At 31.0% G+C, this 23,615-nt stretch carries 21 protein-coding genes, 1 tRNA gene and 1 pseudogene; 2 read left to right on the forward strand and 21 right to left on the reverse strand.

Annotated features, from left to right (window positions below):
- Positions 1–188: 188 nt before the first annotated feature.
- From CD113_RS07955 to bshC, 18 genes are all read right to left on the reverse strand, one after another.
- Positions 189–986, reverse strand: coding sequence for a VOC family protein (locus tag CD113_RS07955; RefSeq protein WP_002464933.1), 798 nt, complete (start codon positions 984–986; stop codon positions 189–191).
- Between the two features lie 281 nt (positions 987–1,267).
- On the reverse strand, positions 1,268–4,018 hold the full coding sequence (gene ileS / locus CD113_RS07960) for an isoleucine--tRNA ligase (RefSeq protein WP_002464934.1): 2,751 nt from the start codon (positions 4,016–4,018) through the stop codon (positions 1,268–1,270).
- 207 nt (positions 4,019–4,225) lie between these two features.
- Positions 4,226–4,870 (reverse strand): DivIVA domain-containing protein, encoded by a 645-nt coding sequence (locus CD113_RS07965; protein ID WP_002464935.1) that lies wholly within the window; start codon positions 4,868–4,870, stop codon positions 4,226–4,228.
- A gap of 23 nt (positions 4,871–4,893) precedes the next feature.
- The gene (locus CD113_RS07970; protein WP_002464936.1) at positions 4,894–5,673 is read right to left on the reverse strand and encodes a YlmH family RNA-binding protein; all 780 of its coding nucleotides are present in this window, start codon (positions 5,671–5,673) and stop codon (positions 4,894–4,896) included.
- Between the two features lie 297 nt (positions 5,674–5,970).
- Positions 5,971–6,261, reverse strand: a complete 291-nt coding sequence (locus tag CD113_RS07975) for a YggT family protein (RefSeq protein ID WP_002464937.1) — start codon at positions 6,259–6,261, stop codon at positions 5,971–5,973.
- An 11-nt stretch (positions 6,262–6,272) separates the two neighbouring features.
- Entirely contained in the window at positions 6,273–6,848 is a 576-nt protein-coding gene (locus tag CD113_RS07980) for a cell division protein SepF (RefSeq protein ID WP_002464938.1), read from the reverse strand.
- A 2-nt stretch (positions 6,849–6,850) separates the two neighbouring features.
- The gene (locus CD113_RS07985) at positions 6,851–7,519 is read right to left on the reverse strand and encodes a YggS family pyridoxal phosphate-dependent enzyme (RefSeq protein WP_002464939.1); all 669 of its coding nucleotides are present in this window, start codon (positions 7,517–7,519) and stop codon (positions 6,851–6,853) included.
- A 13-nt stretch (positions 7,520–7,532) separates the two neighbouring features.
- Positions 7,533–8,324, reverse strand: coding sequence for a peptidoglycan editing factor PgeF (gene pgeF, locus CD113_RS07990; RefSeq protein WP_095092667.1), 792 nt, complete (start codon positions 8,322–8,324; stop codon positions 7,533–7,535).
- 265 nt (positions 8,325–8,589) lie between these two features.
- A complete protein-coding gene (ftsZ, locus tag CD113_RS07995) occupies positions 8,590–9,759 on the reverse strand; it encodes a cell division protein FtsZ (RefSeq protein WP_095092665.1) in 1,170 nt (389 codons plus the stop codon).
- Positions 9,760–9,791: 32 nt separating this feature from the next.
- Positions 9,792–11,189, reverse strand: coding sequence for a cell division protein FtsA (gene ftsA, locus CD113_RS08000; RefSeq protein ID WP_002465199.1), 1,398 nt, complete (start codon positions 11,187–11,189; stop codon positions 9,792–9,794).
- 106 nt (positions 11,190–11,295) lie between these two features.
- Positions 11,296–12,564 carry a cell division protein FtsQ/DivIB gene (locus CD113_RS08005; protein WP_407070853.1) on the reverse strand — a complete coding sequence of 423 codons (1,269 nt, stop codon included), beginning with the start codon at positions 12,562–12,564 and terminating at the stop codon, positions 11,296–11,298.
- Positions 12,565–12,576: 12 nt separating this feature from the next.
- Entirely contained in the window at positions 12,577–13,926 is a 1,350-nt protein-coding gene (gene murD / locus CD113_RS08010) for a UDP-N-acetylmuramoyl-L-alanine--D-glutamate ligase (RefSeq protein ID WP_002465201.1), read from the reverse strand.
- 1 nt (position 13,927) lies between these two features.
- Positions 13,928–14,893 (reverse strand): phospho-N-acetylmuramoyl-pentapeptide-transferase, encoded by a 966-nt coding sequence (gene mraY / locus CD113_RS08015; protein ID WP_002465202.1) that lies wholly within the window; start codon positions 14,891–14,893, stop codon positions 13,928–13,930.
- 390 nt (positions 14,894–15,283) lie between these two features.
- A complete protein-coding gene (locus tag CD113_RS08020) occupies positions 15,284–17,518 on the reverse strand; it encodes a penicillin-binding protein (protein WP_095092663.1) in 2,235 nt (744 codons plus the stop codon).
- Positions 17,499–17,900, reverse strand: coding sequence for a cell division protein FtsL (gene ftsL / locus CD113_RS08025; protein ID WP_095092661.1), 402 nt, complete (start codon positions 17,898–17,900; stop codon positions 17,499–17,501). The genes CD113_RS08020 and ftsL overlap by 20 nt, the downstream gene beginning before the upstream one ends.
- A 13-nt stretch (positions 17,901–17,913) precedes the next feature.
- Positions 17,914–18,849, reverse strand: coding sequence for a 16S rRNA (cytosine(1402)-N(4))-methyltransferase RsmH (rsmH, locus tag CD113_RS08030; RefSeq protein ID WP_002465048.1), 936 nt, complete (start codon positions 18,847–18,849; stop codon positions 17,914–17,916).
- Between the two features lie 14 nt (positions 18,850–18,863).
- Positions 18,864–19,295 carry a division/cell wall cluster transcriptional repressor MraZ gene (gene mraZ, locus CD113_RS08035; protein WP_002465049.1) on the reverse strand — a complete coding sequence of 144 codons (432 nt, stop codon included), beginning with the start codon at positions 19,293–19,295 and terminating at the stop codon, positions 18,864–18,866.
- Positions 19,296–19,438: 143 nt separating this feature from the next.
- Complete coding sequence (gene bshC / locus CD113_RS08040; RefSeq protein ID WP_002465050.1) at positions 19,439–21,052, reverse strand: bacillithiol biosynthesis cysteine-adding enzyme BshC; 1,614 nt, start codon at positions 21,050–21,052, stop codon at positions 19,439–19,441.
- Between the two features lie 196 nt (positions 21,053–21,248).
- Between bshC and CD113_RS08045 the strand changes: the two genes are divergently transcribed.
- Positions 21,249–21,698: an N-acetyltransferase gene (locus CD113_RS08045; RefSeq protein ID WP_002465051.1), complete on the forward strand. Its 450-nt coding sequence runs from the start codon at positions 21,249–21,251 to the stop codon at positions 21,696–21,698.
- A gap of 91 nt (positions 21,699–21,789) precedes the next feature.
- On the opposite strand, the pseudogene CD113_RS08050 reads toward CD113_RS08045, so the two are convergent.
- The 3 genes and pseudogenes from CD113_RS08050 to CD113_RS08060 all read right to left on the reverse strand — a co-directional run bounded on the left by CD113_RS08050 (position 21,790) and on the right by CD113_RS08060 (position 22,989).
- Positions 21,790–22,475: pseudogene (locus tag CD113_RS08050) on the reverse strand (YjjG family noncanonical pyrimidine nucleotidase).
- Positions 22,476–22,678: 203 nt separating this feature from the next.
- The gene (locus CD113_RS08055) at positions 22,679–22,813 is read right to left on the reverse strand and encodes a beta-class phenol-soluble modulin (RefSeq protein WP_002465053.1); all 135 of its coding nucleotides are present in this window, start codon (positions 22,811–22,813) and stop codon (positions 22,679–22,681) included.
- Positions 22,814–22,854: 41 nt separating this feature from the next.
- Entirely contained in the window at positions 22,855–22,989 is a 135-nt protein-coding gene (locus tag CD113_RS08060; protein ID WP_002465054.1) for a beta-class phenol-soluble modulin, read from the reverse strand.
- 343 nt (positions 22,990–23,332) lie between these two features.
- On the opposite strand from CD113_RS08060, the gene CD113_RS08065 reads away from it, so the two are divergent.
- Positions 23,333–23,406 (forward strand) — tRNA-Arg (locus CD113_RS08065).
- Positions 23,407–23,615: the final 209 nt, after the last annotated feature.

The following is a 23,615-nucleotide window of genomic DNA, read 5'->3' on the forward strand; positions in this document are numbered from 1 at the left end:
AAAAAGTAAGCATATGACAATTACTAAAATATTAAAGCTCATGACTACGTTATTTACTAACAAAATCGAATAAAGGTTGCGCACAATCATCATAAAAATAAATTTATGTTTTATCGGCATTTTATAATACAAACAATTACTGCCAATCACAAAATTTATTATAGAGACTTTGTAGTCTTAAACATTATTTAATCAACTGTTTTAATTTTATTAAAACGATAATATATACCATCTGGTCCTTGAAGATTAAGGTGCGTTGTTTCAGGATAATGAAAATCCACAATAGCTAAACCATAGGAATTGAAATTATCAATTCTTTTTGTAGCTGACATCCATTGATTCATTGCTAAATGTTGATGATAACCTTGTGATGCTAAAAATAATGAAAAGTCATCCATATAAGCTGCAATATCTAAACCAAAATAATCACAATAATAATTTGTCACTTCTGATAAACGAATTGTTTTTATATGCAAAGAACCTATAATTGCTAAATCGGGGATGCCTTGCCACTGCTCATCTGAAGTATAATTTAATAATTTAGGTACATTTAGTGGTTTAACATATATTTGAATTAAATCATGGTGTGTAACCCATTCTTCACTAGGCTTATCTACATAAAACTTAAAACCATGCCCATCCGGGTCTTCAAAAAATATTGATAAAGATGTAGATTGGTTACCACCGTTTACTGGTATATCATAGTCACTCAATTGAACTAAAAAATCTGCTAAATCAGTATATGTTGGTAACTTAATTGCAATATGAAACAATCCAGCTTCAGATAACAATGGCTCACGTCCATGTTCAATTTCTTCTAGTCTAATAATATGATTACTTTGTCCAACTTCATACTGGATAGATGTTAAAGTTTCGTTAATGATATTTAGTCCTAACACATTTTCATAAAATGGTTTTAGTGCGTCTTTATCTCTTACATTTAATGTCACTCCATTGACAAAATGAGCAGTATTACTATGAAACATAAAAATTACTCCATTCCATTTCAATTGTACAATCATCTTCAATTTTATCACTTACTATCAGCTATTTATAATTTTACACACTTTATTATTATCAAAAAATGGGGATGGGACTAAAATCATTAAAATGATTTCAAAGTCCCATCCCCTTATAACTGACTAGGGTTGATGAATGATGATAATATTTTATATAGTCAATTATTAACAAATATGACACTTTATTATAAATAAGATAAGTATCTAGATTTTGTTAGTAAATCAATATTTATCACACGCTTATTCAATTAAACTAGAGTTTTGACAACTTCTTGGCAACGTGGACATAAGTGTGTTAATTCTCCTACTGATCCTAATTCTTCTGAATAGTTCCAGCATCTCTCACATTTTTCTCCATCAGCATGTGCAATAACAATATCACCGTGTTCATATGTTGTACCATTATCAACATGATCAACAACTTCAACTTGAGATACAATAAATAATTGATGTAATGCTTCAAATTGTGTTAAAAATTCAGCTGCATTAAAGTTATCATTACTACCAATTGTTACTTTTGCCTCTAAAGATTTACCGATAACTTTGTCATTACGTGCATTTTCAAGTGCACGGTTAACATCATCACGTAAACTCATAAATGTATGCCATTTATCTAATAAGTCTTGATCTACTTCAACTACTTTAGGCATATCAGCTAAATGTACACTTTGTTCTTTAACATGTGGTGTATGTGACCAAACTTCTTCTGCAGTATGAACTAAGATTGGTGCTAATAATTTAGTCATATCAACAAGAATTTGATACAACACTGTTTGCATACTACGTCTAATATGTGAATCACGTTCTTCAATATATAAAATATCTTTACCATAGTCTAAGTAGAAATTACTTAATTCTACATTGATGAAGTTCTGTACTTCTTGATAAATATTTAAATAATCAAAGTTTTCATAGTTATTAATTGTGTTTGCTGTAAATTCTCTTAAACGATTTAATAAATAACGATCAACTTCTAATAAGTCATTTTCAGGAACACTATCTGTTTCAGGATTAAAGTCATTGATGTTACCTAACATAAATCTTAACGTATTACGGATTTTACGATACACATCTGAAGTTTGTTTTAAAATTTCATCAGAGATTCTTACATCAGCTAAGTAGTCAGTACTACTTACCCATAAACGTGCAATATCTGCACCTTTTTGTTTTACTACTTGATCAGGCACAATAACATTGCCTAATGATTTACTCATTTTCTTACCTTCACCATCCATAACAAAACCGTGTGACAGTAAGAATTTATAAGGTGATACGCCTCTTGTAGCCACTGCTGTTGTGATTGAAGAGTTAAACCAACCTCTATATTGGTCACTACCTTCGAAATACATATCAGCTGGGAAATGTAATTCTGGACGTGTTTCCAATACGCCACGGTGAGAAGAACCTGAATCAAACCAAACGTCCATAATATCTGTTTCTTTTGTAAATTCACCATTTGGACTACCTGGGTGCGTAAATCCTTCTGGTAACAAATCTTTCGCTTCTCTTTCAAACCATACATTTGAACCATGTTCTGCAAATAAATCAGCTACATGATTTACTGTTTCTTTTGTCATGATGATGTCACCATTTTCAGCATAAAATACTGGAAGTGGTACACCCCATACACGTTGACGAGAAATAACCCATTCTCCACGATCACGCACCATATTATAAATACGTGTTTTACCCCAGTTTACTTTGAAATTAGTATTATCAATAGCATCTAAGATATCTTGTCTTACTTTACTAATTGAAGCAAACCATTGAGGTGTTGCACGGAAAATCACAGGTTTTTTAGTTCGCCAATCATGTGGATAACTATGTGTAATAAATTCTAATTTTAATAAAGCACCTTTTTCAGTTAATAATTCTGTAACAGCTTTATTTGCTTTATCATAAAACATACCTTCAAAAGGTCCACCTTCTTCAGTAAACACACCTTTATCATCAATTGGACTAATAACTGGTAATTCATATTTTTGACCAACGATATAGTCATCTTCCCCGTGTCCAGGGGCTGTATGCACACAACCAGTACCTGCATCTGTTGTTACATGATCACCATTAATTACAAGTGATTCAAGTTCTAAGAATGGATGTTGTGTAACAACGTATTCTAATTCTTTACCAGTGTATTCTTTTTCCAATTTTAAAGTTTCTTTATCCCAATCAAGTGCATCAGCTACACTGTCAGCTAAAGCTTCAGCAATAATATATTTTTTTCCATCGACATTATATTGTCCATAGTTAAGTTCTGGATGTACAGTGATAGCAACATTTGAAGGAATAGTCCACGGTGTTGTTGTCCAAATAATAAATTTAGCATCAGGATCCACAATACCTTTACCATCTTTGACATCGAATGCAACATAAATTGAAGCAGAACGTTTATCATGGTATTCGATTTCAGCTTCTGCTAATGAGGATTCACTTGATGGTGACCAATATACAGGTTTTTTACCTTTATAAATTAATCCTTTATCAGCCATTTCTCCAAATAATCTAATTTGAGCTGCTTCATATTCTGGTTGTAACGTAATATATGGGTCATTAAAGTCACCACGTACACCTAAACGCTTAAAGTCTTTCTTCTGTAACTCAATTTGTTCTAACGCAAATTCTTTACATTTTTCACGGAATTCAGCTGTTGACATTTTTTTACGGTCAACACCTTTTTTGGTTAAAGCTTGTTCAATAGGTAAACCATGTGTGTCCCATCCAGGTACATATGGCGCATAAAAGCCTTGCATCGTTTTATAACGTACAATAAAGTCTTTAATAATTTTATTTAAGGCATGTCCCATATGTAAATTACCGTTAGCATATGGTGGTCCATCATGAAGAATAAAAGTTTTATTACCTTTATTTTTTTCTAATGCTTGATGATATTGATCTTCAGCATCCCACTGTTCTTGAATTTTAGGCTCTTTATTAGGTAAGCCACCACGCATTGGAAAATCAGTTTTTGGCATTAATAACGTTTCTTTGTAATCCATTTCATTCACTCCTTAAAAAAATAAAAACTCTAAGTTAACTAAAAAGGGACGAAATTCTCGCGGTACCACCCTTCTTAACTCAACTTAGAGTTCTCTCATTAATCTTAATTATAAATAGTAGTCAGTGATATGACTATACATTCTTTTACTAGGCTCTCACCATGACCTAGTTCGCTGTGAAAAGAGGTTGTATATCACTTGTCTGACTTATTTTTTATTATTTGTTGAATTTGTCTCATCTTGTTTGTCATCAACGATTGACGCATCACTATTTGAATCGTTAGCATCATTTTCGTTAGCTTGTTCTTTCAAAGCAGATTCTTCTGGTTTTAAATCATTATCATTTAAATGATGAATATTTTCAAGGGTTACTTGTTCAGCATCTAAATCATAATTCAATAAGTAATCCCAATCTTCACTTTTCAGTAAATCTAATTGAGCTTCAACCAACATTTTGAAACGTGATCTAAATACTTTTGATTGACGTTTCATATCTTCTGTTTGGAAAGATAAGCGTCTTGCTTTTTCCACTGCATCTCCAACGATTTGATCAGCTTGTGATTTAGCTTGAGCAAGTGTAGCTTCAGCTTGTTTGTTAGCTGCTTGTTTCGTTTCTTCGCCAGCTTTTTGAGCTTGAATTAAAGCGTCACTAACAGATTGATGAACGTCTTTATAAGACTTAATATTAGTATCTCTCTCTTCAATCACTTTTTCAAGTTGTTTTTTATCTTCTTTTAAGCGTTCAATTTCATTACTTAGTTGATCTAAATAATTAGCTACTTCTGTTGGTTCTAAACCATTTTTCACACGTGTAAATTCTTTATTCTTAATTTCACTTGGTGTAAAAGGCATTGTATATCCTCCTCAATTAAGCATTATTTAAATAATGTTCTATACGTAATATGTGTTTTATCTTTTTTAGTTTTTCCACCAAGGTTTGTAATTTGAGCTCTTCCGTAACCTTGTATAGAGATTAAATCATTCATTTGTAATTGAAAATCGCTTGAATCAACCGTAGTATGATTGACTTTTACTCTTTTTTTATCAATTAATTGTTTAGCTATTGTTCTAGATTTGTGAATCATTTCTTTTAAAATTACATCTAATCTTAAAGAACTAACAGTTGCACTACTTAATTTCCAATCTTCTTTAGATTGTATCATATCTGAAAACGGAATAGTATTAAGTTTAACTGTCGCCCCTTTAATACGTTGTAATTCTAACATAATAAATGATTGCAATCTACTTGTCAAAACAAATTGTATTTGTTCACCGACAATAATATCACCGACTTGTTGTCGATCAATACCTAAAGACATTAAAGTCCCTAATATATGTTGATGTTTCAATGTAACAAATTTATCAGGATAATTAACTTGAATTAACACTAAATCAAAATCATCATCTGTTGCTGTATAATATTCCGGTGCTATTATCGCTCTTTGTCGTTCTGCATTTGGTCCACCAAAAAATGTTACATTTAAATCATCATAACTACCACTTATAACTTCTAAAATATATTGACCTCTAGGGTCTAAAAACTGAGTTAAAATAGGTGCATAACTTTGTTGAGCTTGCTCACATTTATCAGTTAGTTGATCTATTAAACCGTATTCTTCTTGTCTAAAATGTTGATATATATCTATGTCAATCACATCCTTTATTCGATTTAAATGCGCGCTCTATTTTAGGAATGGTTAATTAATTATAAATAAAATTGCTAAAAAATATAATATAGTTTAATACCAATATTCCAGTGGTATGGACCTAAGATCAAAAATTCTATCAACAGAATTTTCACTATAAAGTGCAAGCCGTGGTGCGAGTCTTAAAAATTTATGTATCGGTTCAATTGGGGAGAGAACCTATACTTTATCTAATGAAATCAAATTATATAGTAAAAAACGAGGTCAATATGTGCACAACACATTTGCCTCGTTATATACAGTTAATTAACTTAAATACATTAATATCCAATTAAAGATAAAAACTAAACCTCTTTGGAATAATATTAATACTACAATTGCAGCAATTGATGAAATATCTATCATACCTATAGGTGGAATAATTTTGCGAAACGGTTGTAAGAATGGTTCATATATTTTGGCCAAAAATTCTCCAACTTTATTTTCACGAATACTTGGAACCCATGAAGTAAAGAAATAAATAATCATACCAAAATAATATATTTCAACTAAGAATAGAATAAACCTAAATACCGTATTTAATAAACCAATATCCATATCTTTACTCCTTAGTCAAATGACTGTTCCATATTTTCGATGTGATCAGTTATACTTCCTGCAACTTCCACATTATCAGGTGTACAAAGGAAGATGTCAGTACCAACACGTTGGATATCTCCACCAATCGCATAAACTGTACCGCTTAAGAAATCAATAATTCTCTTAGCAGAGACTTTATCGATACGTTGTAAGTTAACAAGTGTTGCACGTCTATTTTTTAATTCGTCAGCAATATCTTGGGTATCAGAAAATACTCGTGGTTCAAATAAGCACATTTTTGAACTTTCTTGTGCTGAATAATTTGGCGTTGCATTATTCATAGTCACAACATTACGATTATTATTTTTTGAATTATTTGTCATACGACTATTCCTTTCCTCTGAAGTTGTTGTATATCTTGGTGTAGTCTTTTGTGGAACTGATTTAATTGAATTTTGTGTTGTTGGTTCATTAACAGCTTGCGATTGTTCTTTTACAGGTTCTTGTTCTCTTACTTTATCATTTCTTTCTGGTACTTCTACTTCTTCTTCATCATCTATTACAAAAAAACCACTAAATAAATCTTTTAAAGCCAAGGGGCTCACTCCTATTCTCCTACAAGTTTAGTCCCAATTCTTACAAATGTAGCACCTTCTTCAATCGCTAATAAATAATCATTACTCATACCCATTGATAATTCATTGCATGGTGCATAACTTAAATTGAGTTGTTGTATGTGTTCTTTTTTTATTCGTAATTGTTCAAATATTGATTTAATATACGTTTCATCATCTGTATATGGTGCCATAGTCATTAAACCAACGACTTCAATATGCTCATAATCTTTTAATTGTTCAATAAAATCTGTTACTTCACTTAATTGAATACCATGTTTTGATTCTTCACCAGACACATTAACTTGTACAAAACACTTAACAGTGTGGTTAGCACGTTTATTTATCTCTTTGGCCAGTTTAAGTCTATCTAAAGCATGGAAGTAATCAATGTCATTAATAACATCTTTTACTTTTCTTGTTTGTAAAGAACCAATAAAATGCATAGTTACATCATCTGGCAATTGTTCTTTTTTGGTTAAAAATCCTTCTACTCTATTTTCACCAAAATGTTTGATGCCAGCTTTGTATGCTTCTTTAGCTCGCTCTATTGTAACATATTTTGTGACTGCTATCACGTTTGGTTTTGTCGAAAGTTTACTTTTTTCAAGTTGATCATTTATTTGATCTTTAATATATTGTAAATTTTCACTAACATGCATTTGTAATACCTCCTTATTTCTGACCGATAAATGCTAACATTCGCCCAGTTTGACCTTGTTCAAGTCTATAAGAAAAGAATAAATTTAAATTTTCTGATGTTGCATAATCAGTTATATATATATTATTTGAAGGAATGCCATAGTACTCTAGCAATAACTTATTTGCCAATTTCAAATCAATACCATGTCTATCATTTCCTCTTTGGACAACATATTTAGTTATATCTATAGGTAACATTGCAAATTTATTTCTAATATCATCATTTATCTCATAACTTGATGAGGTTGCGGGACCAATAACCACATACATTTGCTCTAAGTCAAAAGAAACTTGTTTAATTACCTCAGCAACAATTTGACCAAATGTACCTCTCCATCCTGCATGAGCAAGCGCAATAAAATTATGATTAGGACTATAAAAATATACTGGAACACAGTCTGCATAACACATTGTTAATAATATATTTTTTTCATACGTATACATGGCATCAATACCATGTAATGATGAAGTTAATGAATCTATATTAGTACCTTTATCATTTGAAGTGATTTCTACTACTTTATTTTCATGTGTCTGTATTGGGAATACCCAATTTTCTCTATCAAATTTAATTTCTTCTGCCAATATCTTCTGATGATTTGTGATATGTTGAGGATTATCATCTATATATCTTGCCATGTTAAATGCACCATTTGGAAAATTACTCTGTCCGCCTTCTCTAGTTGTAATTCCTAGAGTCACGTCAAATTTGCTTGCTTCGTTATACAATAAATGATGTCCTTGTTTTATAAATTTTTCAGTCAATCGATTGTCACCAGCATTTCAGTTTATTTTATAACTAGTCATTTAGTTAATAATTCCATAATATAGTATTTACCGTAAAAATCAAAATATTCTATGAGACTATTGTGGTTCTCTATCTTTTAGCACTGATAAATAAAAAGGAATCATTATGTATCAATTTAATTTGGGCGAGAACCACAATTATCTTCATTTAAGCATTTATAAAAAAATCATCAGAAATTAATCTGATGATTTTTAAAGTTTATTAATGATATTCAATCTATAATTAACGTCTTGTTCTTCTAGAACGTCTTTCTTCTCTATTTCTAATAAAGCTTGGAATATCATCATCTTTAGTAGTATGCGTTCTTTCACTCGCATTATCACTAGCTTGAATGCTTGATGTATTAGTAGTATATGGTTCTTCTTTACTTGAATTAGAAGGTGTTGCAGCACTTGCACCGAATCCAGTTGAACCAGATTTACGACCATGCGCAGCAGGTTTATCATCAAATCCAGTAGCAATAACTGTTACAACAATTTCATCTTGTAATTCAGGATTAATTACTGTACCAAAAATCATATTAACATCTTCATCAGCAGCATCTTGAACAATGTCAGCAGCTTCTTGCGCTTCGAATAATGATAATGATTCTCCACCTGTAATGTTCATAAGCACACCTTGAGCTCCAACGATTGAAGTTTCAAGTAATGGTGAAGAAATTGCTTTTTTAGCAGCTTCAACAGCTCTATTCTCACCTGATGATACACCGATACCCATTAATGCTGAACCTTGATTAGACATAATTGTCTTAACATCAGCAAAGTCTAAGTTTACTTCACCAGATACTGCAATTAAATCAGAAATACCTTGTACACCTTGACGTAATACATTATCAGCTTCTTTAAATGCTTCCATCATTGGTGTAGATTTATCAACGATATCTAATAAACGATCATTAGGTATTACGATTAATGTATCAACGGCAGCTTTCATAGATTCTACACCCGCAGCTGCTTGAGTTTGACGTTTACGTCCTTCGAAACTAAATGGGCGTGTAACAACACCAACTGTTAAAGCTCCCATTTCTTTAGCTATTTTAGCTACAACTGGTGCAGCACCTGTACCAGTTCCGCCACCCATACCAGAAGTAACAAATACCATATCTGCACCTTGGATAGCATCTTCAATTTGTTCACGAGATTCTTCAGCAGCTTTTTTACCAATTTCTGGATTTGCTCCTGCACCTAATCCACGAGTTAATTTCTCACCGATTTGGATTTTAGATTCAGCTTTAGATAAGTTTAAAGCTTGACCATCTGTGTTGATTGCAATAAATTCAACATTATTCATTCCGTGGTCAATCATTCGGTTAACAGCGTTGTTTCCGCCTCCACCTACACCAATGACCTTTAAAGTCGCTAAATGGTTAAATCCTTGTTCAAATTCTAACATTTAAATTTCCTCCTAGTTTTAATGGCCGATAGTTATTCAAATAAAGATTTCATTAATTTTTTGAATTTACTTTCTTCATTGTCTTTACCCTTTGCATTATCACGGTTATGTTCATGCTGACTATCTTGAGTTTCATACAACTCTTCTTCTGATGTTTCTACATCATTGTCATGAGTTTCTTTTTTATTAGGCTTACGTTTAAACCAATCAAATCCACTAGATTTAGAATCGTTATTTCTATTTTCTTCTATAACGTCTTCTTCAGTTTCTTCATTATCATGATAATTTATTGTAACATAATCTAACAATTCATCGAAAGCAATACTACTAGAAATTGTAGAAATTGCAGAAGAAAATTCTGGTTTTCTAATACCCATTTGAGATGGTGTGTGAATTCTAACTTTTTCACTCACCATATCTTGTAATAGTTCTTTTACTCCTAATAAATTAGCAGAGCCACCAGTTACAACAAAACCACCATTAACTTTAGTTAATCCTAGTTCTTGTAAGACATCGAATACTTCAAAGAATATATCTTCTACTCGCGCCTCGATAAAGTCACTCAACTCTTTTTGAGTATATTGTACTGTTTCATCACTATCAACTTGTTCAACAGTAAATATGTCTTGCTCAGATGCTGAATCATAGAATGCATGACCATATTGATGTTTCACTTTTTCAGCAGTTTCATAAGAAGTATTTAAACCTTGTGCAATATCATCCGTAATATCACGACCAGCCATCTCAATTGAATCTGCATCCACTAGCTCGCCTCGTTCATAAAATGCGATTTGAGTTAAGTCTTCACCAATATCGATGACACATGCACCAAGTTCTTTTTCAGTAGCTGTTAAAATTGAGCCATAATTATAAGCATCAGAATAAACATCCAATACATCTACGCCACATGCTTCTACACACTTTATCATGTTAATTAATATTGATTTCTGAATTGCAATAACACCTGCATCCACTTTTAATGAATGTCTAGCTATTAATTCTTTTGGGTCTGAAACCTCATTTTCTTTATCGACAATAAAACGAATTGGAAACACATTGATAACTTCAGTTTCTGGAACATCATTTTTTTCTCTAATGTCTTCTAATACTTTTTCAATATGTGATCCATTAATTTCTGTGTCTTCGTAAAAATCAATTTCATTTGATTCGTCATATACTTCTGTTCCAATGATAGGTAATTTTAGGAATACTTCTTTAATGTCTACACCTGAAGCAATAGAAGCCTTTTTAATTGTGTCTTTAACTGCTTGTCGTGCAATATCAAAGTCATCAATTAATCCGTTCTTAATACCGCTTGTGTAGGTTTGTCCTGTACCTATCACATTTATACCATTGTGAAATTTCTCGCCTACTATTGTTTTTACGCTTGATGATCCTATATCAATACTTACGTAGTAATGTTCTTCCATAGATAGGCACCTCCTGACAAGTTACTATTAAAATTATACACTATCCTTAGTTTACAATACGTTGAATAGCTTGTGAACTATAAACATTGACTAATATCAAAATTTTTTAATTATTCTTTTTTGATGAATCATTTATCTTGTTCAAGACGTTTTGAAGTTCTTCTTTTGCTTGGCTTTCTGCTTGAGATGATTTGTTAACATTTTTATCACTTTCAGATTGTTGTGATGTATTACCATGATAAGGAATGAATGATGCACCCACAGATAAATCGATATAGCCTTTAGTCTTCAAATTACCAGAAGTATCTCTTGATAGTGACTGGGACATTTGTGGGTAGTATTTCATCTTATTAGCTATCGTTGAAATATCTCCAACTACTTGTAAGCCATCCGTAGTAAATAATTCAATACGATTTTGTTTGTTTTTATTAGGTGCATAAGTTACTTCTGCAATATATTGACGCGTCGTTTGTGACATCTCAGACAATGCTTTAATGATATCGTCTTCCTTATCTCCTTTAAAACCATCGATAATTGGTACATCATTAATTTTAACATCATCAGTTGTTTTTAATGTTTTACCACTTTCTAATAATGGTACATATTTTCCTTTAACTTTGACTAATGCCACAATAGAATTTTCATGGATTGTAACATTAAGTGTATTAGGAAGTTTTTTACTAATTTCAGCATCTTTAATTAATGGGTTATCCTTTAAATTTTCGATAGCTTTACGCTTACTATAAGTATACATGCGAGAATTACTGTCAACATTTAATATTTTATTAACTTGAGATGTACTAACATGTTGATTGCCACTAATATTCACATGTGAAATCTTACTTAACGGTGAAAACATATAAATTAAAATAATAGCTATTAATAATATGAGTAAAGTTATAATGCTGTATTGTATCCTACGTTGTCTACGCCTTCTGATTTTTCTTTTTTCTTCTAAAGTTAAAGGTGTAATGTGTGTTACCTTACTTTGTTTTTTATCTTTATTGTTCTTAACATCAGTCAAATGTGATGAATTAGTTTGATGTTCATCAAAGTTATCCTGTAATTCTTCTGCAATGTCATCACTTTCATTACTAACTCCCTGTTGATGGTTTAAATCACTGGATTTGATGTCTTCACTACTATCTTCTTGAGCTTCATTACTTTCATGTTGCTTAAAATCTTTATTTATCAAATAAAGATCTTCATCAAACTTTTCTTCTACATCACGTGAAGCTACACTGTGACTATCACCTTCAGATGACAATTGACGTTTACGTTGACGCCGTTTCTTGGACTTGTTTCGTCTAAATAATTCCATTTCATCGTTGCCGTTATTACTCTGTTGATCATTATTTGGTTTATCATCCATCATTACTCACACCCTTTAATATGATGGCAAATGGGCACGGAAACTTTCAATAAATTTCTCTCCACGCTCTTCAAAAGTACTATATTGATCCCAACTTGCACAAGCTGGAGATAACAAGACAACATCATTAGGTTCAATAATTTCCTGTACTTTATCAACAGCATCTTGAACATCATTTGCTTCTATGACTGATTTACCTTGACTAGAGCCAAGCTTCGCAAATTTGTCTTTAGTTTCTCCAAATACTATCATGACACGTACATTTGTCATATAAGGTATTAACTCATCAAATTCATTACCTCTATCTAATCCTCCACATAGCCAAATAATTGGTTGGTTAAATGAATTCAAAGCAAATTGTGTTGCTAATGTATTAGTAGCCTTAGAATCATTATAATATTTATTTGTTCGATTGGTACCGACATATTGTAAACGATGTTCAATACCTGAAAATGTAGTTAAGCTATCGACAATTGCTTTTATTGGAACACCAGCTAAGATAGAAGCTAATACTGCAGCTAAAATATTTTCTAAATTGTGTTCTCCTGGTAAGACTAAATCTTGAGTATTTATAATTCTGACACCTTTATAAACTATAAACCCATCTTTAATATAAATACCATCTACTTCTTGTTCTGTTGAGAAGTACAATGTTTTTGCTTTCAAATTTTCTGACTCTATAAGTTGTCGTTGGTGATAATTACAAATTAAATAGTCATTTTCTGTTTGATTTTTATAGATTTGCTTTTTAGCGTTTTGATAATTCTCTAGATTTTCATGATAATCTAAATGCGCTGAATATATATTAGTAATAATTGCTATATGCGGTCTATATTGTTCAATACCTAATAATTGAAATGATGATAATTCAGTTATCAAATAATCTGAAGGTTTAACTTCTTGAGCCACTTTTGATGCGACATAACCAATATTTCCTGATAATCTACCTGTTAATCTACTTTTTTGAAACATATCACCAATCAATGATGTAACAGTTGTTTTACCGTTAGTTCCAGTTACTGCAATAATGGGTGCTTCAGATATCAAATAACTCAATTCTACTTCAGTTAATATTTTTAAATGACGTTTAACTGCTTCATCAATAATAGATACTGTATAAGGGATACCTGGATTTTTTACAATAATTGGATTTTTGTCTAATAATGATAACGGATGTTGTCCACTTACCACTTTAATCCCCATTGCTTCTAAATCTTTAGCATGCGCATCATGAGTCAAATCCTTGCCATCATTAACAGTGACATGAGCTCCTAACTTACTAAGTAATTTCGCAGCTTCATAGCCACTTTTAGCTAAACCTACTACCAAAACTTCTTGATTTTCTAATCCTTTATAATTAAGCAATTTAGTGCACTCCAATCCATAATCCAATTAGACCTGAAATTAATCCTACTGTCCAAAAAACAGTAACTACTTTCCATTCACTCCATCCCACTAATTCAAAGTGATGATGTATTGGACTCATTTTGAACAAACGTTTTCTAGTTAATTTGTATGAAGCTACTTGTAACATTACTGAAAGCGTCTCGATAACAAATACTAATCCTATAAAAATTAATGATAATTCTTGATTAAGCATAATAGAAATAGTGGCAAATATTCCACCTAAAGCAAGACTACCCGTATCTCCCATAAATACTTTAGCTGGGTTAATGTTATACGGTAAGAAACCTAATAAGGCAAATACCATAATGATACAGAAAATACCTATTGAAGTCGCACCTAAAACAAAACTCATAATGGCATACATGACAAAACCTATGATAGATAATCCTGTTGCTAAACCATCTAATCCATCAGTTAAGTTAACAGCATTAGAAAAGCCTACTTGCCAAAATATTATGAAGATGACATAAGCAAATGATAATGGAATTGCTACATTAGTGAATGGAATATGTATACTTGTTGAAAAATTCACTAAGTGAAAAACATTACTTAAAATGAAGAAAATAATCGCAATACCAATTTGAGCTAAAAATTTTTGTTTGCTCGTTAACCCCTGATTGTTTTTCTTAACTACAATAATATAATCATCAATAAAACCAATTAATCCAAAGCCAATAGTGACAAATAACAATAAAATAATTGGGCTTGATTGATCAACAAATATAATCGCGATAATGGAAGTGATGATAATACTTAACAAGAACGTTAACCCACCCATTGTTGGTGTTCCTGTTTTCTTCATGTGACTTTTCGGTCCTTCTTCTCTAATACTTTGTCCAAATTTCATTCTTTTTAAAGTTGGTATCAATACTGGCACCAATACAAATGTTATTATTAGTGCTATTAATGCGTATACAAAAATCATAATAATCTCCTTTACTTTATCAAGTCTTTTTCTATCATTTATATATTATCAATAATTCTTTTAGTTAAACAAAAATTAGTTAATTTAGTTATTAATTATTAAATACTAGTGATTATAGTCTGTTTACATAGTGTAAACAAATAGTAAATTGCTATCATTTTTAACAAGTGTATTCACTTACTATATATCCATATTAAAAAACAAAGTATATCCATGAAAAAAGAGACCAGAAAAACATGCTTGCTTATAAACAAACATTTTGATCTGATCTCATATTTCCTATAATTCTTTATAAATACTTAAACAATGCAGATTACTTCAGCTAAACATTTCACTTATCTTAAATCATTTTTACATTAATGAAACATTTAGTTTAATAAGCAATTAGTATTATTCAGACTTATCTTTGTCAGAACTACTACCAGATTTATGTTTGTTGTCTGATGTGCTTTCAGAACTACTTTCTGTATTGCTGTCTATATTCTCTGCTGAAAGTTCTACTTCTAATTTATCTTTATCGCTTACTTTTTGTCCTTTTGTGATTGATTGATGTGAGACAAAGCCACTACCTTTAATTTTAACGTCTATATTAGTAAGGTTTTCAAAAGCAATAACATCTTCTTTTGTCCAACCAGTCATGTCAGGCATAGTGATATCTCCATCAGTAAGCAATAGAAGTTTACTATGAGGTAATACTTTCGTATCAGCAGTCACTGATTGTGACTTAATTTGATTACCAGAACCTATGATAACCGGGTCGATAGTTTTAGCATTAACACTATCTTTGGCTTTTTGTAAACCTAAACCTTCAACATTCGGTACTTTACTATAATCAGCTTTTGAAGCAGTATCTTTATCTTTACCGACATTTAAATATTTAAGTGTATTTTCTATAATAGGGTTAAATGCTTTACTTACACCCATTTCATAAGCTTCAGTATCATTTTTTTGAGCTAAACTCATACCTGCATAAACGATAACTTTAGGATTTTTCTTAGGTGCATCGCCCATGAAACTTACAAAATAAGGGTTAGCACCTTTAACATATCCACCACTATCTGGATCTGCTACTTGTGCAGTACCAGTCTTACCTTCAATATCATAACCATCAACTCGATAGTTTGCCGCATGACTCTTCTCACTATTGACGACTAAGTCTAGTTGTTTTTCTACTTTATCAGCTGTATCTTTCGTAATAGGTTTACCAGCATATGTTTTTTCCCCTTTATAATAACTTTTTTTAGTAACAGGGTTTTTAATGCTGTCCACAAACCATGGTTTTAACATATTACCATTATTAAAAAATGCTGATTGAGCTTGAATCATTTGTGCTGGTGTAACAGTAGTTGATTGACCAAAGGCTGATGTTTTTTGTTGTAATTCATTACCCCAAGCAATTTTCCCAGGCACTTCTCCATCAAACATACCATTAGTAGATTCTCCGAAACCAAATCTTTCGTACCATGATTTCATTTTATCTGCACCTACTAAATCTTGTAAATGCATCATTAAGGTATTTGATGAATAAGTAAATCCAAGTGTCATTGGGATTTCTCCCCAACCAACTTTATTCCAATCAGAAATTCGTGAACCCATAATATCTCTATAGCCTGATTTATATTTTTCATTTGGTTTGAATTCGCCTTCTTGTATCGCTGCTGCTAATCCAAATGACTTAAATGTTGAACCTGGCTCATAGGTAGTTTGATATAAATCATTAGCCCACTTTTTACCGAAATCTTTACCTGTTTCAGGATTAAATGTTGGTCGTTGACTAAATGCTAATATTTCACCTGTTTTAGCATCCATGACGACAGCAAACAAATCTTTGGGATTATAACGCTCAACCATGCCATCTAAAGCTTCTTCAACAAACACTTGTATATTTGAATCTATTGTTAAATGAACATCGTCACCACGTTTTGGTTGTTGTTCTTTCTTAGTGTTAGGTGCAATATAGCCCCATATATCGTGTATATATTTTAGTGAACCTTGTGATCCACTTAAATAACTATCAAATATTTTTTCTACACCAAGTGCTCCTTTTAACTCACCAGTATCAGGATTTTTTTGTGCCATACCAATTAAATGTGATGCAAAATTGCCATTAGGATAAAATCTTTCAGTTTCAGGTAATAAAGTAATACCAGGTAATTTCATTTTTTCGATTTTTAATTTATCTTGATAAGTTAAATTTGTTCCTTTTTGTCCAAATTCAACTTGAAAGGCATTTTTTTGTTTTAAACGCTTCTCAATTTCTTCAGGTTTCATGTCAATAACTTTTGCTAATTTTTTAGCTGTTTCAGCTTTATCAACAACATGCCTTGGTTTCTTTGCATTCTCACTCGCCTTTTTATCAACAACTGCAACTAATTTATACCGCTCCACATCTTCGGCTAACACTTTGCCATTACGATCGTATATTTTACCTCGTTCAGGTTGTTCAGCATTTTTAACTAAATACTTTTCGTTAGCTTTCATCACTAAGTTTTGTCCATTTGAATGTCCAGTAATCATGATATATGACATTCTTAAAACCAATATAAAAAAGAGCAGTCCGAATAAACCAACAAGTAGGACTGCCCCTATTTTATTTTTCTTAATTTTAATTTTTCGCTTCGCCATTACTACGCACTACCTTTACATTATCGTTATCAAGGCTCATTCCTTGCTTCTTAGCCTTTTCGTATATGCGTTCATAAGAAGAATTTTTTTTGATTTCAGATTGTAAAGCGCTATTTTCACTTGATTGTTTTTCTATTTTATAATCTAAATCTGCAATTTTTCCTCGCGTATCGTACGCATCCATTTTTAAAGATAGCATATAAATACTTAACATAGCAATTACAGTTATTAAAGATATGTATAAAATTTTCTCAAATCTCGTTAATTGAACAACTACCTTTTTGGTAACGGTCTTCTTTTCTGGTCTGCTTTGGGGTTGTTGCTGTGGGACACTAGTATAAACTTGTTCATCATATGGTTGGTATACTTTTTCTACAGCCATTGCTAATTACTCCTTATTTAAGTATTTCTGCTACACGTAACTTTGCACTACGCGCTCTATTGTTATCATCTAAATCTTCATCAGTTGCAGTTATTGGTTTACGGTTAACACGTTTTAATTTCGGTGTATATTCTTCAGGAATGATTGGTAATCCTCTTGGAACTTCAGGACCTTTTTCATACTCTTGGAACATTTGTTTGCATAATCGATCTTCTAGTGAGTGGAAAGTAATTACTGAAATTCTTCCACCTACATCAACTAAATCAATTGCTTGTTCAAGCGAGTCCTCGAATGCTGCTAATTCATCATTAACTGCAATTCTTAAAGCTTGGAATATACGTTTCGCTGGATGACCACCTTTTCTTCTCGCTTTAGCTGGTATCCCTTCTTTAATAATATCGACCAATTCTAAAGTGGTTGTTATCGGTTGTTGTTCACGATGTGCTTCAATTCTTCTTGCTACTTGTTTAGAAAATTTCTCTTCACCGTAACGATAAAATATTTTAACTAAAGCTTCATAACTCCACTCATTAACAACTTCATATGCACTTAATGATTGTGTTTGATCCATACGCATATCTAAAGTTGCATCGTGATGATAACTAAATCCTCTTTCCGGTATATCTAATTGAGGACTAGAGACACCAAGGTCATAATAAATTCCATCTACTTTTTCAATATTTAAATTATTTAAAATGTTCTTAAGTTCACGAAAATTACTATGTACAAAAACCACTTTATGTAAATGATCCTTTAATACTTCTTTAGCATTATCAATCGCTGTTTGATCTTGATCAATAGCAATCAATTTTCCTTCGTCACTTAATTGATTTAATAAGTAAAGGGCATGTCCGGCTCCACCTAGCGTACAGTCAATGTACACACCATCTTCTTTAACATTTAAATAATCAATGGTTTCGTTTAACATTACGCTAATATGATGAAACACTTCAATTCCTCCAATTAAAAATCAAAATCTATTAAATCTTCAGCAATATCTTCGAAACTTTCTTCAGATTCTTCATAGAAATCATTCCAAGTCTCTCTATCCCAAATCTCAATACGATTTGAAACACCTATTACTGTACATTCTTTATTTAAGTTAGCGTACTTCCTCAAATTTTGAGGAATATTTATACGTCCTTGTTTATCAAGTTCTACTTCAACAGCACCAGAGAAGAACATACGCATAAACTTACGTGCGTCTTTTTTTGTCATAGGTAAGGTTTTCATTTTCTCTTCTATCTGTTGCCATTCATCTAAAGTATAACCAAATAAACATTTATCAAGGCCTCTAGTGATAATAAAACGTTCATTTAGATCATAACGAAACTTGGACGGTATAATCATACGTCCTTTTGTATCTAATTGATGATCGTATTCTCCCATGAACATTTTTATCACCTCACCTTATATATAATTTACCACATCTCCCCACTATCCTCCACTATTTATGTAAAATTTATCAATTTTATTTATAAAACGTCAAAAAAAACCCGATTTATCAAATTGATAAATCGGGTTAATCCCTTGGTACTCTAGGGTTTTATAATTATATGTTTCAAAGTGTAAGAAAGTGGTGGATAGGTGGAGGGACTGAACACATCTATCCCAAAATTATTCATTAATTGCAGTGGATTCCACACTCTTTCTTGCAAACCACCCATTGGATGAAGTGTTTCTTGAATTTCTCTAAAATGTTTCATACTAATATCATTTTCTCTTTCAATATTTAACAAGTAACGTTTTATTAAATAGTCAAACTGATATTGATGTATATCATTATTCTTATTGAGCAAATTAATATTTTGTTGATTGTTACTTACTTTATCAAATAAATCTTTATAAAGCTGTTGTTGTTGCTGTTTTAAACTTTCAATTTGCTGTAAAAATGTTTCTGATGCTTGTTCACGTATAAACTTGTTTCTATCATCTTCGATACCGTTTACTAGAACATCTTCTATTGATACATCATACTGTGTTAATAATTTTTCAGTTCTCTTCATTAAATAAGACATTCTTAGCCTTGGCATCACAATTGGCATATCTACATTAAAAAGTTCAAATACTTCTTTTAATTCTGCCCAATATTTAATTTCACTCGGTCCTCCAACAAACGCAACAGTATTAAATAACCATTCTTCCATTAATGGGCGAGTTACTACATTGTTAGATAATAAATGTGGACTAGTACGAGCGATATTTAGTAAATCTTCCTTGTCAAATATCTTACCAGATTTCGTCAAAATATATTTAGCGTTTTCTTTATTAAGTAATTGGCGCATTCCATCATCATGTATAAACAAATGTACATTAGTATCCGTTTGAATCATTAAATCCAAACCTTTATTTTCAATATATTGTTGTGTTGTTCTAAAAGTTTCATCTAACTGATCATGTTGTTGAATGATTTGTTCAAACATTGGACCTTCAATTTGTCTTAACTGTTCATATTGAGCATCAATTAATAATAAGCCATAACCTTTAAAAACTTCATGAAGTAAAGCTTTAAACATATCTGACCAAGAATGATAGCTATCAATAATGGATAAACATAATTCATACAAACTTTTACTATGCTCAGTTTCTTTAAACTGTTTAAACATATCAACTAAAGCACGTTTTAGTTCATCTTTATCTGGCACAAATCTTGACACGGTTGTCTCGGGTGCTTCCATAGTATGATATTTAACTTTATGTAATGATGCATCTTGCTCATTATAAACAAATGTATGATTAACTTCATCGAAATCGTGATCTTCTCCAGCTATCCAAAATACAGGCACAACTTGTTGATGATACTTCTCAGTTAATTCATTAGCTAAAGTTATAATAGAGAAGATTTTGTGAAACGTATATAAAGGACCACCAAATAAGCCAGCTTGTTGTCCTCCAATAACAACTTTACTTCCACTAGCTAAATTTTTAATATTTTGTTGCTGCTGTGTTGTGATAGATAAATCACTCATATATGAATGAATAATATTAGCAAGTTCTTGCTCTCTTCCATTATTCGTAGCATTCATTCTTTGTTTAAAACTTTGTTCATCATTCATATCATATTTATATAATTGTGAAATCAGTGGATCATTTGCTTCCAATTTAGGTATAAACTGATCTTTTTCATTTAAGTTAATTACTTTACAGTCCATGTTTTTTCTCCTTCAGTACGCTATTACACATAACAGTATAAAGACTATACTTCAATATGACAATTTTACGGCTTATAATGTTAAATTTTATTTTAATTATCAAAACAATTGCGCTCACCCTTGTATAAATGAATGAAACTTACATATACTTTACGCTATAATATAGTTAATTATCAAATTAAAGGGGAGATAAACAATGGGTAATATAACACATCTCGAAATTAATTATAAAACTGATGAACTTTTTGAAAACTTTAGAGAATTTGGTAATAAAGATTTATACATGATTGATGAATTAAATGGTCACATCATTGATGCAAGCTCAGACTCACCGTTTTATGGCATCTTTGTTGGTGAACAACTTGGCGCTCGCATGGCACTACTTAGAAAAGGCGACGTTGAAGAAATTTATTTTCCAGAATTTGAAGATTACTTATTATTATGGAAACTGGAAGTTTTACCCAAATATCAACAAAGAGGCTACGCAACTGAATTAATAGATTATGCTAAAAGTTTCAATATGCCAATTAAGGTAATTGGCAGAAATGATTCTAAAAACTTTTTCTTGCATCATGGTTTCGAAGATGTCAAAGCAAAAAATCCTGAAGGTCATGATGTTTTAGTATGGAAACCTAAAAGCAACTAATTGATCTTTATTTAAATATATTAACAACAAGATAATATTAGCATAAAAGCAAACTAAGATTACTTAATAACTTCTTAGTTTGCTTTTCGCATTATTTTATAATATTGATTAATTGTTTTAAATTATTTATTTCATATGTAGGATGTATCGTGGTATTATTATCAAACTTTCTAACATTAAACCAACAACTTGCTATACCAGCATTTTGAGCACCTAAAATATCAGAAGTAAGGGAATCTCCGACTATAATCGTATTATCTCTATATTGCTCTCCTATAGCCTTAAATACATAATCAAAAAATTCTTTATTAGGTTTTTGAGAACCAGTTTGTTCAGAAATGAAGATGCCGTCCATATATTTATCTAGAGGTGTTTGTTGTAATCTTCGTTGTTGAGTCTCAGTAACTCCATTAGTAACTATGTATAATTTATGAGTATTTGATAGCTGAGCAATTGTTTCTAATGTATTGTCAAAATATTTTATGTTAGCTTTAGCCAATCCTTCTCTATACAAGAAATCTACTTCCCTACCATCAACTTCCATATTATGATGATTAAAATACATTTCAAAACGACGCGATAATATTTGTTCTTTTGTAAATTTATTTTGCTGAAAAGCTTCCCAATGTTGTTTGTTTATCTTTTTAAACAATTGGAAGTCTGTAATCGTTGCATTATGTTTGAACTGCTGCGCCATATAAAAAAACCTTGTTCTTCAGCATCATAAAAATCTACTATAGTATCATCAAAATCTAATAATATACATTGATAAGTCAATATTCATACCTCTTTTATCTTTTTTATAACTTATTCATTATCATAGCAAATAAATCATAATTTTGATATCAATATTTAATTGCAAAAAACAACCATTTAAGGTTGAGAAGATCCTTAAATGGCTGTCATATAACATAATTAATTTTGAACACAGAATAGATTACTTGTAAAACAATTTTTTATTTTAAGAAGATTAATTGATATTAAAATCCAAATAATTTACCTAACAAGCCAACACCATTAGAAACGATATCGACAATGCTAGTTCCTAACTTCGCACCATCATGTTGTTGTGCTGCTTGTACAGTACTTGCAATTGCTTCTGCTAATTTTGTCATAGTTATCTCTCCATTTCGATTATATATTTATATTACTTATTTTAAAAACCAAATAATTTAGAAACGATACCCACACCATTTTCAACGATATCAACAATGCTTGTACCTAACTTCGCACCATCATTATTTATAGCTGCTGTTACTGTTTCTTTAATTGCATTGAATAAACCTTCCATTGAAAACACTCCTCATCCTTTAATTATTTAACAAAACGATTTATAAGTAAATTACATGTTATCGATTTGTTAATTACACTATAAAATAAAACGCATACAATCGGACAAATAATTCATAGAAAGTAATATACAATACAAATTCGTACAATATTATTTAAATTTAAACAGTTAAGCATGCCAAAGTGTCGATAACACAATTTAATTGTTTACATCCAATCGGTATGCTATTCGTTATTTTTAGTTGAAATGCTCTAAAATAGTGAAAAATATAAATATTTTTTATAATTAAGGTATTGCTTAATCAATTTTATTTAGCTATAATTAGTTTTGTGTTATTAAAGATGTCCTGGTAGCTCAGCTGGATAGAGCAATGGCCTTCTAAGCCATCGGTCGGGGGTTCGAATCCCTCCCAGGACGCTAATATACGAAATTCAAATACTTTTCGAAATTAAGAATCCCATAATATCGGGATTCTTTTTTTGCTTATTAGTAATACATTTTATAAGACATAAAACAAAATTATAGAATTTCATTAAAAAGATAAGCTCTTTTAAAAATGAGTTATTATGTAAATTTGACGTTCAGAAATTCATATCACAAATATATTCTTCTATGTTAATATGTGA

The sequence above is a fragment of the Staphylococcus simiae genome (assembly GCF_002902085.1).
Taxonomy (GTDB): Bacteria; Bacillota; Bacilli; order Staphylococcales; family Staphylococcaceae; genus Staphylococcus; species Staphylococcus simiae.

Bases quoted from the DNA above. Each gene is read 5' to 3' on its own strand.
- CD113_RS08055 (WP_002465053.1), bottom strand. From the start codon at position 22,813: ATGACAAAATTAGCAGAAGCAATTGCAAGTACTGTACAAGCAGCACAA.
- CD113_RS07955 (WP_002464933.1), bottom strand. From the start codon at position 986: ATGTTTCATAGTAATACTGCTCATTTTGTCAATGGAGTGACATTAAAT.
- CD113_RS07985 (WP_002464939.1), bottom strand. From the start codon at position 7,519: ATGCATGTTAGTGAAAATTTACAATATATTAAAGATCAAATAAATGAT.
- CD113_RS08005 (WP_407070853.1), bottom strand. From the start codon at position 12,564: ATGATGGATGATAAACCAAATAATGATCAACAGAGTAATAACGGCAAC.
- CD113_RS07975 (WP_002464937.1), bottom strand. From the start codon at position 6,261: ATGGATATTGGTTTATTAAATACGGTATTTAGGTTTATTCTATTCTTA.
- bshC (WP_002465050.1), bottom strand. From the start codon at position 21,052: ATGGACTGTAAAGTAATTAACTTAAATGAAAAAGATCAGTTTATACCT.
- ftsZ (WP_095092665.1), bottom strand. From the start codon at position 9,759: ATGTTAGAATTTGAACAAGGATTTAACCATTTAGCGACTTTAAAGGTC.
- mraY (WP_002465202.1), bottom strand. From the start codon at position 14,893: ATGATTTTTGTATACGCATTAATAGCACTAATAATAACATTTGTATTG.
- ftsA (WP_002465199.1), bottom strand. From the start codon at position 11,189: ATGGAAGAACATTACTACGTAAGTATTGATATAGGATCATCAAGCGTA.
- ftsL (WP_095092661.1), bottom strand. From the start codon at position 17,900: ATGGCTGTAGAAAAAGTATACCAACCATATGATGAACAAGTTTATACT.
- CD113_RS07965 (WP_002464935.1), bottom strand. From the start codon at position 4,870: ATGCCTTTTACACCAAGTGAAATTAAGAATAAAGAATTTACACGTGTG.
- CD113_RS08060 (WP_002465054.1), bottom strand. From the start codon at position 22,989: ATGGAAGGTTTATTCAATGCAATTAAAGAAACAGTAACAGCAGCTATA.
- CD113_RS08045 (WP_002465051.1), top strand. From the start codon at position 21,249: ATGGGTAATATAACACATCTCGAAATTAATTATAAAACTGATGAACTT.
- mraZ (WP_002465049.1), bottom strand. From the start codon at position 19,295: ATGTTCATGGGAGAATACGATCATCAATTAGATACAAAAGGACGTATG.
- CD113_RS08020 (WP_095092663.1), bottom strand. From the start codon at position 17,518: ATGGCGAAGCGAAAAATTAAAATTAAGAAAAATAAAATAGGGGCAGTC.
- ileS (WP_002464934.1), bottom strand. From the start codon at position 4,018: ATGGATTACAAAGAAACGTTATTAATGCCAAAAACTGATTTTCCAATG.